Origin of the sequence: Nocardia sp. NPDC005366, from assembly GCF_040606855.1 — a bacterium.
GTDB lineage: Bacteria > Actinomycetota > Actinomycetes > Mycobacteriales > Mycobacteriaceae > Nocardia.
Window position 1 is genome coordinate 1 of the sequence record NZ_JBEXFQ010000016.1, and the last position, 15,393, is coordinate 15,393.

At 63.8% G+C, this 15,393-nt stretch carries 12 protein-coding genes; 3 read left to right on the forward strand and 9 right to left on the reverse strand.

What is annotated here, in order from left to right; genetic code table 11:
* Positions 1-83: 83 nt before the first annotated feature.
* The 3 genes from ABZS43_RS19270 to ABZS43_RS19280 form a co-directional block, all read right to left on the reverse strand.
* Positions 84-1,712, reverse strand: a complete 1,629-nt coding sequence (locus ABZS43_RS19270; RefSeq protein WP_355037281.1) for a sialidase family protein — start codon at positions 1,710-1,712, stop codon at positions 84-86.
* A 617-nt stretch (positions 1,713-2,329) separates the two neighbouring features.
* Positions 2,330-2,569 carry a transposase gene (locus ABZS43_RS19275; protein WP_355037282.1) on the reverse strand — a complete coding sequence of 80 codons (240 nt, stop codon included), beginning with the start codon at positions 2,567-2,569 and terminating at the stop codon, positions 2,330-2,332.
* Positions 2,506-3,357, reverse strand: a complete 852-nt coding sequence (locus ABZS43_RS19280; protein WP_355037424.1) for an IS630 family transposase — start codon at positions 3,355-3,357, stop codon at positions 2,506-2,508. Before ABZS43_RS19280 ends, ABZS43_RS19275 begins: the two co-directional genes overlap by 64 nt.
* 1,206 nt (positions 3,358-4,563) lie before the next feature.
* On the opposite strand from ABZS43_RS19280, the gene ABZS43_RS19285 reads away from it, so the two are divergent.
* Both ABZS43_RS19285 and ABZS43_RS19290 read left to right on the forward strand, forming a co-directional pair.
* Positions 4,564-5,997, forward strand: a complete 1,434-nt coding sequence (locus ABZS43_RS19285) for a hypothetical protein (RefSeq protein WP_355037283.1) — start codon at positions 4,564-4,566, stop codon at positions 5,995-5,997.
* Positions 5,998-6,126: 129 nt separating this feature from the next.
* Complete coding sequence (locus ABZS43_RS19290; RefSeq protein WP_355037284.1) at positions 6,127-7,536, forward strand: sialidase family protein; 1,410 nt, start codon at positions 6,127-6,129, stop codon at positions 7,534-7,536.
* Positions 7,537-7,685: 149 nt separating this feature from the next.
* On the opposite strand, the gene ABZS43_RS19295 is transcribed toward ABZS43_RS19290, so the two are convergent.
* The 4 genes from ABZS43_RS19295 to ABZS43_RS19310 all read right to left on the reverse strand — a co-directional run bounded on the left by ABZS43_RS19295 (position 7,686) and on the right by ABZS43_RS19310 (position 11,728).
* Complete coding sequence (locus ABZS43_RS19295; protein WP_355037285.1) at positions 7,686-8,516, reverse strand: SDR family NAD(P)-dependent oxidoreductase; 831 nt, start codon at positions 8,514-8,516, stop codon at positions 7,686-7,688.
* 175 nt (positions 8,517-8,691) lie between these two features.
* Positions 8,692-9,879: an acyl-CoA dehydrogenase family protein gene (locus tag ABZS43_RS19300; RefSeq protein WP_355037286.1), complete on the reverse strand. Its 1,188-nt coding sequence runs from the start codon at positions 9,877-9,879 to the stop codon at positions 8,692-8,694.
* A gap of 43 nt (positions 9,880-9,922) precedes the next feature.
* Positions 9,923-10,705: an enoyl-CoA hydratase/isomerase family protein gene (locus ABZS43_RS19305; protein WP_355037287.1), complete on the reverse strand. Its 783-nt coding sequence runs from the start codon at positions 10,703-10,705 to the stop codon at positions 9,923-9,925.
* Positions 10,706-10,918: 213 nt separating this feature from the next.
* Positions 10,919-11,728: an enoyl-CoA hydratase gene (locus tag ABZS43_RS19310; RefSeq protein ID WP_355037288.1), complete on the reverse strand. Its 810-nt coding sequence runs from the start codon at positions 11,726-11,728 to the stop codon at positions 10,919-10,921.
* Between the two features lie 70 nt (positions 11,729-11,798).
* Here ABZS43_RS19310 and ABZS43_RS19315 point away from each other — a divergent pair, with 70 nt between their 5' ends.
* The gene (locus ABZS43_RS19315) at positions 11,799-12,632 is read left to right on the forward strand and encodes an enoyl-CoA hydratase-related protein (protein WP_355037289.1); all 834 of its coding nucleotides are present in this window, start codon (positions 11,799-11,801) and stop codon (positions 12,630-12,632) included.
* A gap of 248 nt (positions 12,633-12,880) precedes the next feature.
* On the opposite strand, the gene ABZS43_RS19320 is transcribed toward ABZS43_RS19315, so the two are convergent.
* A complete protein-coding gene (locus ABZS43_RS19320; RefSeq protein WP_355037290.1) occupies positions 12,881-14,056 on the reverse strand; it encodes an acyl-CoA dehydrogenase family protein in 1,176 nt (391 codons plus the stop codon).
* Positions 14,053-15,111: a phosphotransferase family protein gene (locus ABZS43_RS19325; protein ID WP_355037291.1), complete on the reverse strand. Its 1,059-nt coding sequence runs from the start codon at positions 15,109-15,111 to the stop codon at positions 14,053-14,055. The genes ABZS43_RS19320 and ABZS43_RS19325 overlap by 4 nt, the downstream gene beginning before the upstream one ends.
* Positions 15,112-15,393 lie beyond the last annotated feature (282 nt).

Here is a 15,393-nt window from a genome sequence, read left to right on the forward strand (position 1 = left end):
CCGTTGAACTCGATCGTGCTGTGCCGGGTGGATTCGACAGGGACGAAGCCCGCGGCCCCCCATCACTCACTTCGAGACAGAATCTAGCCCGCGGCCGGGTACATGTGGCCGCCGGTGATCTCGTAGAGCGCGAACGTCTTGTTGTTGGGGTCGCGGGTGGTGTCGCGGAAGAAGGTGGCCCACAGGCTACCGTCCGGTGCGAAGCTGACCCCGCCGTACTCGTGCAGGTTGTAGAAAGTGCTCGACCCGTCCAAGTTCTGCCCCGATGACGAGCCGCAGCACCGGTAGGGGTTCAGCGGATTGTCGGGGTTGCTGATCGATGCCGTGGCGATGGTGCGGCTCGGCTCGTCGGCGTTCTTGACCACGGCCATGTAGCCGTGCCAGGCGGGGCTGCCCTCGCTGTTACCGAGGTAGGCCAGTCCGAGTTCGCCGTCTCCCCGTGCGACGACGGAGGTGAACACCGTCGTGCTGATCCCCGGCGCCGACAGCGTCTCGGGCTGTGTCCAGGACTGTCCGCCGTCTTTGGACACCGACAGCAACAGTTGCGGGTTGCTGTGGATGAAGTAGAGCGTGCCGTTGTCGTCCATGGTCAGGTTGTCGGAACCGTAGCCCTTGAACACCTCGGGGCAGCCGGCGAAGGCGATAGTGTCGGCGCAGCCCGGGAAGTTCGCCTGCTGGTCGGCGAAAACCCCCGTGTTCATATCGATGCGCGCGTCGGGAACCCTCGACCAAGTAAACGTCGCGCCCGCGTCCTTGCTGACCCCCACCATGTACGCACCGCACGCGTTCATCGGCTGGTATACCGTGCCGTCCGAGGCGACGACCCCTCGCATCGGGGTGACGAACGGCAACTGCGCCGTCACCGACCCGTCTGGGAGGAACTGGGTATCGCCGCCCGGCACCCCGGGCACCTTCGCGGCCCAGTCGCAGTCGAGCTGGCTGAAGTTCCCCACCGGCGAGGTGGGCTGGTAGCTGTCACCACCATCGAGGGATCGCCAGCACTTGGTGAACGGCCCGAAGCTCGGAATCGGGGTCAAGGCGCAGTAGTAGACCACGTTGGGGTAACCCGAGGTCTGAACACCCGCTGGAGGCGAGCCCATGTACATCTGATGGACATCACCGATGGTGAAGATGGGATCCCCCTCCGACGGATGCCCGCCGACCTGGGTGATGTGCCAGGTGTCCCCGTCGTCATCGCTGTAGCCGATCTGGTTCGGCACCAGCTGCGTCAAGCTCGGGCCGATGCTGACGTAGAAGAGCCGGTCCGTCGCCGGGTCCACCCGCAGGGAACCGATGAGGTCCTGCAGCGGGGGTGGCAGCGCCACCCGCTGCCAGGACTCGCCCCCGTCACGGGACCGCACGATACCACCGCGACCCTCCGCGTCCTTGACCGAAACCCCCATGAAGATCGTTCCCCGGCTGTTGATGCTATTGCCGCCCTCGATGCCGATGACGCCGGTGGGCGAGCTGCAGGCCTGCCACGGCGCGGTCGCACCGCCGGCGAAGGTGGCCTGCTGAGGCTCGACACAGCCCGGGCCCGAGGACACCGGCGCCTCTGCCACCGCCTGAGTGGGCGCAACGAGTACTCCGCCCATGAGCGCCGCCGCGATCACCAGATGACGCCCTACGGCGATCTTTCTCAAGCGTGCGCGCCACGGCGCGCCGAACGTCGGCAGGGTCGGCATGCGACGTCTCGCCGGGTATAACGACATACTTCCTCCAAAGTTGAAGCGGTACCGCGACAGTATGAAGTATCCTCAATTGCACGCGCTAGTGTGAAGTATCCTCAATTGCACGCGCTAGTGTGAAGTAGCCTCTATTGCACGCGCTAGTGTGAAGTATCCTCAATGACACGAAGGACTTTGCGTGAATCCAGTCCGCACATGCGAAAGCAATTTGCCGTGCCGGTGTCGATCGACACCGGCAAGCCGATCCCACGGGCCCGTGCCGACGTTGCGGCTACCGCGAGGCATCTGGAGTATCGACCGGCGATTTCGTGGCTGCCCCAGGTTGATCTTGAACAAAGCCCGTCAGTAATTATTCTTGCGACAGAGAGAAACTCACGTCAAATCTTCGGTGAGTTGTGTACACGACATCGGCGATGCCGGTGCGCTCGGGGAACGATCTGCGCTCCAGCAACATAGCCGAGCGGGCCAGCAGCGAGTCGGCCATCATGGTCAGGATTTCGGGTGGAGGCCGTGCGGTGGAGTTTGCGCATCTCGTCTTCGTAGCCGCCGTCCAGGCGCGCGCCGCGTAGGCGTTCGAACAGTTTGTCGGCGCGTTCGGTGTGGACGGTGTAGTTGCGGCGGACCGTGATATTGACCAGAAATCAAACGGTTGAAGCGTAAATGGTGTGTGGCCCCCCGAAGTAGCCCAGGACATGGTCGGGCAGCTTCTGGACCCGCCGGAAGAACGACCGGACCGCGAGTTCCATCTGGCCGTGGGTGGTGATGGTTTTGTCGGCCAGGGCGCGTTTCAGGTCGGCGTTGACCAGTTCGTCGGGGTTCAGGTGCGGGGCGTAGGCGGGTAGATGGTGCAACTCGATCTCGGCGGCATGCTCAACATCCACGCCTTGGCCGCTTTCGACCGGTGGACGGGATGCCCGTCCACGACGAGGTGGATCTTGCGGTCGTAGCCGCTGATCAACCGCATGCAGAAGGTGAGGAACTCGTTCGTGTCGAACCGGCCCGCGAACACCGTGAACCGCATGTCACCACGGGTCGAGATCGCCGACATCGCGTTGAGGGAGAACCGTTTCCCCGTCCGCGTCACCGTGGGTGTCTCACCCACCCAGCCCCACGTCGACCCCGACAGATGATCCGAGCGTATCCCGACCTGGTCAGCGAACACGATCGCCGCGTCCTCGGCTTTCGCTCGTTTCACCAGCGCGGGATAGGTGAACGCCACCCACTCGGCCATAGCCTCGGGGTCGGCCTCGATCGCACGACGGTCGGGCCGCTGGAACGACAACCCGTTGCGCCGCAACACGACCCCCATACCCTGATCGGTGAACGACACCCCGAACAACTGGCGTGCCAGCTGCGTGACACGGCGCCGCGTCCACAACTTTCCACCCAACCCCAACCCCAACTGCTCGGGCTCGAAATCGACGATCGCCCCGATCAACGCCGCCTCCTGCGACGCAGTCAGTTTCCGCTGCTCACCGCTCTTACGGCCACCACGACCAGACTCCAAACCCTCCACGCCACCGAACGCGTAGCGGGCCTTCCAGTTCCGGATCGAGTTCTCCGACACCCCGAATACCCGTACGGCCTCCGCACCCGACATGCCGTCCCGCAGCGCGCCGACCACACGTCGGCGCACCGCCTCCTGCTCCCTCGGCGGGAGCTTCCGCATGTCCACCCTCAGATCATCGACCACCCGACATTCGTACTCGAGACCGACCCACCCTCGCAAACGTTACCTTTCCCTCAATATGTCCTAATGCGTTGGCCAGGAATGTTTTTCCGACGCCTACCGGGCCCATGGCGAGGCCGCACCACGACTTCCTGGAGATGCGGTTCGACGACGACGAGGCGGCGCCGCGGGCGAGCATGCGCTCCATGACGCCGACGTCGACGACCTCCGCATCCAGGGCGCGGCGGCAGGCATCCTCGACCGCGGCCGGACCATAGCGACGCACCAGTCCGAGAAACCGATAGACCTCGCATCTTCGCCCAGGGCGACGGATGCTCGAGCACGGCGGCGGCATAGACTGCGACATGCTCGCCGTGTCCGGATGCTCTGCGCTGCATCATGTTCAGGTCAGCATACATTTCACCGTGGACACATCCACTCGGGCATCGAGGCTGGCCCACGAGTTCGCCCGGAACGCTGTAGAGGGCGTGGAAAATCTTGACATGCCGATCGGGCCCGACCCGGGGATGAGCCCAGGTCGAGATGTCGAACGGCTTCTCGGACAACGGCTTCAAGGCGGGCAACTCGTCGGCATCGAACACCTCGACCGGGCAGCCGGGTGGTGCCGTGGATCGCGTCTGCGCGCACCAGCGCGCTGCCCGTGCGCGACAGTCGGACAGGTCTCGGAACTGTTCTTCGGCGAAGAAGTTCGATCTCACGTAGGGGACACAGCGTTCGACGCCGGGTTTGCCTTTCGGGCTGCGGACCCGGGCTGATCTCGATCACCGGTACTTCCCGGTAGCTCATTGGCCAATGCAACGACTCCTGGCAAAGACTGCTCCGACGTGGTCCCTTCCACCTAGCAGCCGACACAGCGGCTCGCCAGGACTTAACGGCCCATAGACAACTGAGTTATACACGTACTAAGTTGCGGTGCAGGCCTGGGATGGTCGCGTGGATGACTGATCGCAGTTGTTGTCCGACGTTCCTGTTTCGGGGAACTCTTCGTCACGCCATAAGGGGTATTCTGTGCGCTTTATCTTTCGGGACTGTCCCGTTTGTGTCGGCGCGGTTCGCAGGCCCCGCGGCTGGTGATGCTCGGGAAAGAAGGAGCACGATGCTGGTAATTGTCCCATGTTCAGAGGGGTGCGAATCGTGACTGTTCTCCACCGCCGGACAACGTCACGTCGTCGTCCGGTGAGAAGCGTGACCTCGACGGCCAAAGTCGTCACCGTTGTGGCATTGCTCGGCGCGTCTCTGTCGGCGTTCGCCCCTGCTCAGGCCGAACCCGCCGCGGTCGAGTCCTGCCGAGAGCTGCCAGGCGGCCTCCTCGGCTGCACCACCCCGACGGGAACCCACGTCACCGAGCTGAGCACTCTCGCGGCGCGAGACGGCAACATCTACGTCGGGCTCGCAGCCTCCGGCGGATCCTCGGTGTTGCGGTCCACGGACGGTGGTAGTTCCTTCCATCGAACTGCACCGAACGGTTTGACGAGCGCGGGCATGGGCTGGATCGTCGAAGACGAGGAGACGGGACGTCTGATCGCATCCTCCCTCGAATCGACGCCGACGTGTCCCGTAGGCGACCGGGTGACCTACTCCGACGATCAAGGGGACAGCTGGCACCTGTCTCCGTCGCTGTTCTGCGGCACCAGCGACCTCGGGAAGTCGTTCGTGGGTAAGCCGCGCACGGACGAGGATCGGGCCGCCCTGCAGGCGGCGGGATATCCCAACGTGATCTACCACTGCGCTGGTGGTACGGGCCAGACCCGCACCTGCTTCAAGAGCCTGGACGGCGCGAACACTTTCCAGTCCTTGGGGATCATACTGAGTTCCCTCGACTGCAAGGTCGAGGCTTCGGTCGACCCGATCCCGTTCTTCCAGGGACAGGCTGTGGTCGATCCCGAGGGCGTGATCTACGCAGTCACCAACTTGTGCGGGAAAGCCTCGTTGATCGTGAGTCGCGACGACGGCCAGACGTGGGACAAGACCTTCATCCCCGACGTCCAGATGCGCGCTTACATGAACCCGCTCAGTGGTCAACATCCCGGCTTCGACAACAACGGCGGCTACGGCTCTCGACCGCAGCAGCCTGTTCGCTCAATCGTCGGCGAAGCGGTCAGCCAAGCTTATCTGTGGCAGCCGCTCCAGCTCGACTCCGCGGGCAATCTCTACTTGGCCTACACCGATCCGGCGGACGGACGACCGTACTTGAAGATCAGGCGGAGCGGTCAGCAGGCGTGGGGGGAGAAGATCGAACTCGCCCCGTCCGAGGTCGGCCGAGCTACGAATGTCAACATTTCGGTCCGCGACAACGGCCACCTGGCGATCGCCTACTACGGACTCGAGGACCTGACCACGACCAACTACGACGGCTACCTCGGCGAGATGACCAACGCGCTGACGACGCCGCACCTGACCACACTCGCAGTATCTCCCGGCGCACCTCTGCTGCCCAATGGTGCGGCCGAGCCGACCGAGTACACCACCGCCGACATCACACCTGACGGAACGGTCGTCGGAGCCTTCGCCCGTGACACGTGCGTCATCAACGAGGCGTCTCCCCTGCCGCAGTGCGACTCCGAGTTGATGTACGACAGCACCCGGTTCGTCGGCGTCGTCGCCACCATTCGACACTGAGGTTCCCCAGGGAAATGTATACCGATTCAGGCCTGAACTTCGTAGTTGAGTGGCGTGCACACACAACAGTTCGAAACGAGCTAGGTAATATTGTCAAAAATGCTTCCCCCCGTTTATGTGAGATCTGGCATGCGGGCCGCTGCCATCGTGCTCAGTTGTTCGATCGTGTTGCTCACCGCAGGTGCAATACACGCCGAAGCCGATCCGGGAAACCCCGACTGCAGCGCAGATGCCGGGCAAGTACCGCAGAGCGGGGCGGGGGATCCACGGCAAGGGCCTTCGCTCTGCGAGTACCCGACGGGCGAGAAGGACACGTCGCCGTCAATCGCAGTGTCGAAGAAGACCGGTGCGGTCTTCATTTCCCGGAAGGCGGGCGGCATCATTCGCTCGACCGATGGGGGGGCCACGTGGCAGGACGTCGCGGTCCCGCCGCTGCCCAATGGTGACGATCACAACTCCGGACTGCACGCGTTCGTACAGGTCGATCCCATTACGGACCGACTCTTTTACGTTACCAACACTGGCGTACGGTCCTGCGGAGGGCCCCTACCAGCCGTGTCGTTGCTCAGTCCTGGGGCCGTCATTTCCTGGAGCGATGACGCTGGGCATTCCTGGCAGGGCAACACGATTACCTGCAAGACTTGGGATTGGGGTCAGATGACCACGGGCCCCGCGCCGGCAGGCTCGTCCTATCCCTCGGTGCTGTACTTCATGGGAGTGGGTGATCGTCCATTGGGTGGCCGCCGGCTAGTCTTTCGTTCGCTCGACGGTGGTCAGACATTCGAAGAAATGCATCAGCCCGCTTCCGTTCTGATCGAAGCCGGCATGCCAGTGACCGCACCCGATGGGACGATCTACTTCGAGTACCCATATCTTCCGTTGGACCCGTCGAGTCTAACCAGCACCGTCTATCCCTTTCAGACGGAAAATCTCTGCAAGATCATGGTGGCGGTCAGCGAAGATTACGCAGAAACCTGGCGTCAAGTGCCAGTACCTGGGAGTAACGGGTGCCAGCAGGGGGCCGGCGGGCAACAGACGGCCGTCGATTCGGCGGGGACCGTCTACGTCAGCTGGGTGGAAGACCAGACCGACAAGATTATGTTGTCGCATTCTCGGGACAAGGCCCGAACGTGGTCGACCCCGATGGACGTCACCCCTGCCGGTGCGCGAAGCAGCAACAACTTCGCGGGCATCGCGGCGGGCGCGCCTGGTCGAATAGTGATATCTACCATGACCTCGAATCTGCCCCCGCAGTTCAGGTTCGGCTACCTTACACCGCTCAATCAAGAGTGGTACACGAAGGTGACCTATTCGGAGAATGCCACGGCCGACGAACCGCGCTTCACGACGCTGGACTTCGACCCCCCCGGCTCGCCCAGCATCTCTCCTTCCGAAATAAGTAATGAGACGAACGCCTACCTGGCAATGCCGACTGACCGGGAGGCATGGATGGTCGTGTCCCGCCACTCGGCCTCACCGGACTCGCCCGGTGACCTGGTCGGTGGGCGGCTGCGGCTGCCCGACACCGCACCTCGGTAGCTCACGGCCCACCCCGCACACTCGCAGGTGATTCTGTGAGTGTGCGGGGTGGGCCGTCGCCGGCTGTCCCTCGAGTAAGGGAGTTCCGACGTTTCACTGCGATGGTCTTCTTTGTATTCTTTGCTCGAATCAACTCTCGAGGCTTGTGGTCAAGCGCAAAGCATCTCCTCGCTGCGCTCCCAGAGCTGTCGAGCAAGGTCAGCATTGTCGGATTGCGGGTTGAGCTTGTTGGCCGGCTTCGCTTTCTTGTTCTCGTAGAACTCCGCGGGCTGCCAGGTCTGACCGGGCGTACCCTCAGCAAGCCAGATAAGGGTCTCGGCGCCCTTGTCGGGGGTGGTGAACAGCAGGCGGCGAACGATCGGGTTGCGAGTCATGTACCGAATCCATCTGGCGGCGTCCGCCGCGAAGCCGGTAGCCGTGGCGCCAGGGTTGAAGCAGACCGCAGCAATGCCCTGCTCGCCGTAGCGGCGCTGCAACTCTTTCGTGAACAAGATGTTCGCGAACTTGGCACCGCCGTATGCCCTGCCGGCGCTCCACTTGCGCTCGTTGCTGAGGTCGTCGATATTGATGCCGAACGACTTCGCGGCGGAGCTGGAGGTTTGAATGATCGAGGCCTTGGACGCGATCAGTCGATCGATCAGGAGCTCGGTCAGCAGGAACGGTGCGAGGTGATTGACCTGAAACGTTTTATCAAAGCCGTCCTTTGTGGTTTCTTTGGTGAAAACGCCGCCGGCGTTGTTAGCCAGCACATCAATCTGCGGATATTCCTGCAATAGCGTCGCGGCCAGGGTCCTTACCTGCTGCAGGTCCTGGAAGTCGGCGATGTGGTAGGGCGCACCGAGTTCTTCGGCCACCTTCTTGGTCTTCTCGGGAGAGCGGCCGACGATGATGACGCGTTCGCCTTGTGCCGACAGCTGACGTGCGGCCGCGGCGCCGATGCCGTCGCTCGCTCCGGTGATGATGATGGTCCTGTCGGCCACGGTTGTGGTCCTTTCATGGTCGAAGTCCTCGCGGGACAGGCCTGCCCGATCAGAGCAGGGCACCGGTGATGACTCTTCGGGATGTGCTGTAGCGGAGCTCGGCCAGGCGTTGTGCGTCGTAGCGCGCCGAGATGCCCGGGCCGGGCACGTCCCGCGTGCCCCGGCCCGCGCTGTTTCAGCGTGGCATTTTCAGTCCACGCTCGGCGATGATGTTTCGCATGATCTCGGAGCTGCCGCCCGCGATCGTGTAAGCGCGGGCATAGAGGAATTCGTCCTGCCACCGGCCATGCTCGACAGCACCGGGGTCACCCTCGACCAGGATGCCCGTCTCACCGCTCAGTTCCAGTGCGTACCGTGCGATCTCCACGCCCAGTTCACTGAACATCAGCTTGGCTATCGGCCCGTCCTGCACCCGCTCGGTGCCGCGCGACCATCGGCTGACGTTGGCGTACACCAGCGCGGACAGCGCCTCGACTTCCGCGCTGAACTTGCCCAGCGTCTCTTGGACCGCGCCGTCGTCGATGGCCGGGCGCCCCCCGCGATTCACCCGCTTGGCCAGATCCTTCAGCGCATCCACGTTCTGGCGTAGCCGTACCACGCTGGTGGCGACACCACTGCGCTCGTGCCCCAGACTCGAATTGGCGATTGCCCAACCAGAATTGAGCTGACCGACCAGAGCGTCAGCGGGCAATTCGACGTTTTCGAGGAATACCTCGTTGAAGTCCGACGTGCCGGTCATCTCGCGCAGCGGGCGCACATCGACGCCGGCCAGACCCATATCGACGATGAGGGCGCTGATGCCCTTGTGCTTGGGCGCATCCCGATCGGTACGGGCCAGCAGGTAGCCGTAATCCGCCCACTGCCCGTTGGTGGTCCACACTTTCTGCCCGCTGACCAGGAATCCCCCACTCTCCGTGCGAACGGCCTTGGTACGCAACGACGCCAGGTCACTGCCGGAGCCGGGCTCGCTGAACAGTTGACACCAGGTATTCTTGCCGGAACGAATACCGGGCAGGTAGCGTTGACGCTGCGCCTCGGTGCCGAAGTCGATCAGTGCATGCGAGACCAGTTGGCCCGCACCCGCGAACTGCGGGGCTCGAGCCCGCGCGATCTCCTCCCCCACCACCACGTCACGCTCGGCGGGGTACGAACTTCCTTGCCCCCCATACTGTTCCGGCCAGTCACCGCCCATGTACCCGGCGGCGAACAGCTTACCGATCCATTCGGTGATCGCTGTGTGCTCGGCGCGATTCTCGGCACTGCGCACTCCGGCCTTCGGCGGAATCGCGGGCGCGTTGGCCTCGATGAATTCCCGCACCTCCAGGCGGAACCGTTCGAGCTCCGGGCTCATTCCGTAGTCCATCTCAGATACTCCTTCTGCGAATGCGCTTGCGGCGACCCGATGATCAGCGGACCTCGTACTCACGGGTGGTCACGTCAGAGCGCACGACCTGCGCCTGCCCGATCGGATTGCCGATCACCGTGTACGCCATGCCGGTGGCGAGCGCGTTCGAGCGCCCGGTGTCGCGGGACTCCCAGATCGCGCGAATACTGCCCTGCACCGCGGCCGCGGGCTTGGCGGCGATTCGCGCGGCGAGGTCCTGCGCACGATCGCGCAGTTGCGCGCGCGGCAGCACCTCGCTGACGAAACCGATCTGGTGGGCACGTTCGGCCGACATCCGTTCGTCGAGTCCGAGCAGAACCATACGCAGCACTTCGCCGATCGGGATGCGGTGCGCGAGCCCGATCGGTTCGAGGGCGGCGACCATGCCATATGTGACGTGCGGGTCGAAGAACTGGGCGTCATCGCTGGAGATGATGATGTCGGCTTCGTTGAGCCAGTAGAGTGCGCCACCGGCCACCATGCCGTGCACCGCGCAGATCAGCGGCTTCCAGCATCCATTCTGCTTGGGTGACAGATCGACACCGGGATCCTGCCTGCTGAACGGGTTGTCGGCAAGGAAGGTCCCCTCCTTCACGTCCACTCCGGTGCAGAAGGCGCGATCACCGTTGGCCTGCAGCACGATCGCGTGCACGTCGTCGGTGTCGTCGGCGAATCGCCAGAGTGCCTTGAACTCCGCGCGCATCGCGTCGTTGAAAGAGTTCAACCGATCCGGCCGGTTGAGCGTGATGGTCAGGACGTGCTCTTTCAGCTCCGCGATGACCGTGGTCAACTCGTTCAGATCCACCGTTGCTCCTCCTGCATTCGCCGTTGATATCCACAAAGCTTACTAAGTTATCCTTCAACTGTCTGTAGCCGGGGCTACGCGCGCGACGAAGACCTTCCGGGCGCCGCCGGCAGCGCGCACAGCGTCATCCCTTCCCGATGCGGGCTCGTGGCCTTCAAGCCCTGCGTGCAGCAAACAATGCCCGAGCGGACGGCGGTCCTTTGCCACGGCCCCTTACCCGCAGTGCCCGCCCCGAATTTGCGCACGCCCTCGATCGGTGACGGCGGCCCGGCGATCGGCAACCCGGGTCGGATCGAAATTCGCCATCCAGGCTCGCGAAGTCGCATCCTCCACGGCCAGCGCCGGATCGACGAGATGATCCTCGGCGCGCCGATAGGACTCCAGCAACGTACGGACGCCGGCCTGATCGTTGCCGACCACCGACACCGCCACCTCCATCGCCGTCGGCAGCAACTGGTCGTGCGACACGACTTCGGTCACCAAGCCCACGCGCAGCGCGGTCGCGGCATCGACGAAGTCCCCCGACAGACTCATCCGGCGAGCGAAGCCGCGGCCCACCGCCGCGGGCAACCGGGCCGTCAGACCCCAGCCGGGCAGCACCCCGACCCTGGCATGAGTGTCGGCGAACCGAGCACGATCCGAGGCGATGAGAAAGTCGCACGCGAGCGCCAATTCCAAGCCCCCGGTGATCGCCGCACCATTGACAGCGCCGATCACCGGTTTCGACAGCGGACGCCAGGGGTGGCCGACCGGCACCTCATCGGCGATCTGGGCTGCATTACCCCCGGTCGCGCCCAGCTCCCGTAGATCCAATCCCGCACAGAAAGCGGGGTCGGCCCCGGTCAGGATGACGACGTCTACCCGATCATCGGCGTCGGCAGCGGCGAGCGCGCGGCGCAACGCATCGATCAGACTGCTGGTCAACGCATTTCGCGCCCCTGGACGATGCAGGGTGAGGATGCGGACACCACCACGTTGTTCGGTGAGCAGGGTCGATTCCGTCGCTGGTTCGGCGTGTGACATGTGCGCTCCTCAATGAGCTCCGGCCGATTCCTTCGACCAGTTCAGCCGTACCAATATATCTAGGTTATCTATGTATCGTGTTCGCATGCACACCGCACCCGAACCGCCGATCAAGGTCGAACAGCATAGAGACGGCGTGATCGTCCTGACGCTCAACCGCCCGGACCGGCTCAACACTCTGACGGTCGAACTGGTGGACGCCATGCACGCCGAGCTGGACCGGCTCACCACCGACAACCGAACCCGGGTGGTTGTGCTGACCGGGGCCGGCCGCGGTTTCTGCGCGGGCCTCGACCTCGGCGGTTTCGGCGAGGTTCCCGGGTCGGAGGGACTCGGCACCGTCCAGACCTCGATGCTGACACAGACGCGGATCGCTACCCTTGTACAGAAGATCCGCCGCTTGCCGCAGGTGTTCGTGGCGGCGGTAAACGGCGCGGCGGCAGGCGGCGGTCTCGCGCTCGTGAGCGCTTGTGATATCCGAATCGCAAGCGACAGTGCGGTATTCGCGGTCTCGTTCATCCGCGTCGGCTTCTCCGGCTGCGATATCGGCACCTCGTGGATGCTGCCCCGGCTGGTCGGGGCGGGCCGAGCTCACGAACTGATGCTCACCGGGCGACGTTTCGACGCAGCCGAGGCGCTGCGCATCGGCCTGCTCGCCGACGTCGTACCGGGCGAGCGACTGCTCGAACGAGTGGACATCGCGATCGACGCGCTACTCGCCGCGCCACCGATGTCGCTGGCCCTGACCAAGCGTGGCATGTGGCTGGCACTGGAAATACCCTCGCTGGACACCGCGATCGAAATGGAGAACCGGCAGCAGGTACTCACCACCGCGACGGCGGATCAGCCCGAGGCGATGGCCGCGTACGTCGAACGCCGGGCCCCCGTCTACCGAAATCGGTGAGTGCCCCGGACGCGGCATCGGCCGCTCCATCACCGAGCTCGCGGCCCCGGTGAAGGGACGCTACATCGTCGGCGTTCACGTCCATTACCCACACCGCTTCTCCGCCGACACCGCCCCGGAAATCCTCGACCTGCCCGAACCGTCTGAATCAATCAGCCGGCTCGGCCACCGCCGCACAACACCGACTGGTCTCATCGAACTCGAAAATTCCGTATCGGTTTTCGGCTCTCACGTTTCCTCGTGGCACCTCACGGCGCGCGGAGCAGCTCGCGGGCGATCGCAAACTTGTGCACCTCGGTCGGCCCGTCGTACAGCCGGAAGGCACGCATATCAGTGAAGATCATCCCGATCACGGTCTCATCGGAAATGCCTATTCCTCCCAGCACCTGCACGCAGCGATCGGCCACACGGAAAAGCTCCTCGGAGACAGACGCTTTGACCATCGAGCTTTCATGCCGACCCCGTGCTCCCTGGTCGATCCGCCAGCACGCCCACCAAATCGCGAGGCGACATTGCTGCAACGCAATCTCATTGTCCGCGAGCATGAAACCGACGCCCTGATGTTCGCCGATCGGCTTGCCGAAGGAAGTGCGGGTCCGCGCGAAGTCCACGGCAATGCTCTGTGCGCGCGTGGCAGCCCCCAACCAGCGCATGCAGTGCGTCAGCCGTGCCGGAGCCAGTCTGATCTGCGCATACCGAAGTGCGTTTCCGACCTCACCCAAAACACTGGACGTCGGCAACCGGAGATCGTCGAAGGTCACGACACCGTGTCCTTCGACATAGTTGCGGTCCATCGTCGACATCACCCGATCGATGTGGATCCCTGGCGTATCGCCGGAGCACAGGAACAGTGTGGGTCCACTCGGCCCGAAGTCATTCGGCACGACATTCGCCATGATGATCCATGTGCGAGCCCCATTCGCGCCGGTGATGAGCCACTTTCGCCCATTGATCGCGTATTGCGAACCGTCGAAGAGCGCCGTCGTCAAAAGCTGCGCGGGATCCGAACCCGCCCCGTCGGGTTCGGTCATGGCGAAGACCGATCGCTGATGTCCATCGATCACCGGCCGCAGGAACTCCTGCGCCTGGGCGTCGTTCGCGATTCGGTTCAGCAAGAACATGTTTCCCTCATCGGGCGCCGCGCAGTTCAGCGCGACCGGACCGAGAGTCGACCACCCGGCGGCCTCGTACAACACGGCCTGATCCAGATGGGAAGGTTCGCGGCCCCCGAAGCGCTTGGGCGCCTGGAAGGTCAGGAGTCCACGTTTGCGCGCCAGTTCCACCAGTTCGGTGCGAAGTTCGTCGGTAGGCCCGTGCCGGGTGAGGCGAGAGTCGGTCTCGTACGGGATGACCTCCTCCGTCACGAAAGCGCGTATTTCATCGGCCAGTTCGGTGACGTCGGACGGGACTGTGAAGTCGATCATTTGTCTCCTTTGATAATATCGTTCGCGCGCTCGAAAAGAAGCAGCGTGGTGCGATGCAGTTCGTCGCCGATGCGTTTGTCCGCTTGGCCGGCGCAGGCTCGGGCATGGGTGCCTTCCAGAACGATGCCGAGCTTGAAACAGGCGAGAACCACGTACCAGGACAGCGAATTCAGATCGCGGTCACTGGCGCGGGCGTAGCGATCGGCCAGCTCGTGTGCGGTGGCAAGGCCGGTTGTGCCCATCAGACCTGCCCCGAACATTCCCGGTACGGCCGGCAGCTGCCAGGTGGCGAGGAGCCAACCGAGGTCGAGTAACGGATCACCGATCGTGCACATTTCCCAGTCGACGACCGCAGCGACCTCGGCACTGTCGGGCTTGAACATGGCGTTGGCAAAATGGAAGTCACCGTGCATCAGGCCCGGGCGCCACGCACGCGGACGGTTCTGGTCGAGCCACTTCGCCACCCCATCGACCCCCGGAATCGCCACGCCGGGGTAACCCTCATAGCGACGGTAACCGTCGAGCTCGGACAACCATCGTGGGACTTGACGTTCGAGGAAGCCTTCGGGTTTTCCGAATCCGTCCAGCCCGACAGCGCGATGGTCGACCGCACCGAGGGCTGCCAGCGCATCGACCAAATGCAGACACATCGCGTGCCGCACCGCCTCGCTGCCCGCATGCAGTGGCGGCAACTCCACACTCGGATTGAACCCGTCGACCGGTTCCATGAGATAGAACACCGCTCCGTCGAGTACTGACGCGTCCTCGCAGGTCGCAATCAGTCGCGGGTGCGGCACATCGGCTCCATCCAATGCACGCAATACGCGACATTCGCGCAGAATGGTGTCGTTGCTGCGGGGACGCAAGTGCCGCGGGCCGCGCCTGAGGATGTACGACTCTCCGGCGTAGTCGAATCTCGCCATGATGTTCTGTGTTCCGCCACCGACGGCACACAACTTCTCTACCTCGCCCCAACCGAAACCGTTGTCGGCCAACCACATCGCGACGGCTCGCGCCTCTGTAGCGGTCAGCCCGGCAGCTTCGCCGACGCCCATTCGGCCACCACCATTACCCATGTCGCACGACCCGATGCGGGCACGGACGTCCGTCGAGTCGAGCAGAGCCGCCCCGAAACGGATGTGCCCGCCCTTCGCGACCGACTATCGACTCATGACCGACACCGCCATCCACCGCGCGATAAGTGCCACCCAGCAGAAACTCCTGGCCGGCGATCACCAGCGGACGCAGGGCGACTTCCCCCAGAGGCACGGGACCCTCGAGACACATTCGCTTCCTCCTACATCCAACAGCCGAGCCACTTGAGGAGCACTTAGTGT

What these genes read in the sequence shown, in the direction of transcription:
- ABZS43_RS19270 (WP_355037281.1), bottom strand. Translation starts at nt 1,712, where the DNA reads ATGTCGTTATACCCGGCGAGACGTCGCATGCCGACCCTGCCGACGTTC.
- ABZS43_RS19280 (WP_355037424.1), bottom strand. Translation starts at nt 3,357, where the DNA reads ATGCGGAAGCTCCCGCCGAGGGAGCAGGAGGCGGTGCGCCGACGTGTG.
- ABZS43_RS19290 (WP_355037284.1), top strand. Translation starts at nt 6,127, where the DNA reads ATGCGGGCCGCTGCCATCGTGCTCAGTTGTTCGATCGTGTTGCTCACC.
- ABZS43_RS19300 (WP_355037286.1), bottom strand. Translation starts at nt 9,879, where the DNA reads ATGGACTACGGAATGAGCCCGGAGCTCGAACGGTTCCGCCTGGAGGTG.
- ABZS43_RS19310 (WP_355037288.1), bottom strand. Translation starts at nt 11,728, where the DNA reads ATGTCACACGCCGAACCAGCGACGGAATCGACCCTGCTCACCGAACAA.
- ABZS43_RS19315 (WP_355037289.1), top strand. Translation starts at nt 11,799, where the DNA reads ATGTATCGTGTTCGCATGCACACCGCACCCGAACCGCCGATCAAGGTC.
- ABZS43_RS19320 (WP_355037290.1), bottom strand. Translation starts at nt 14,056, where the DNA reads ATGATCGACTTCACAGTCCCGTCCGACGTCACCGAACTGGCCGATGAA.
- ABZS43_RS19325 (WP_355037291.1), bottom strand. Translation starts at nt 15,111, where the DNA reads ATGGGCGTCGGCGAAGCTGCCGGGCTGACCGCTACAGAGGCGCGAGCC.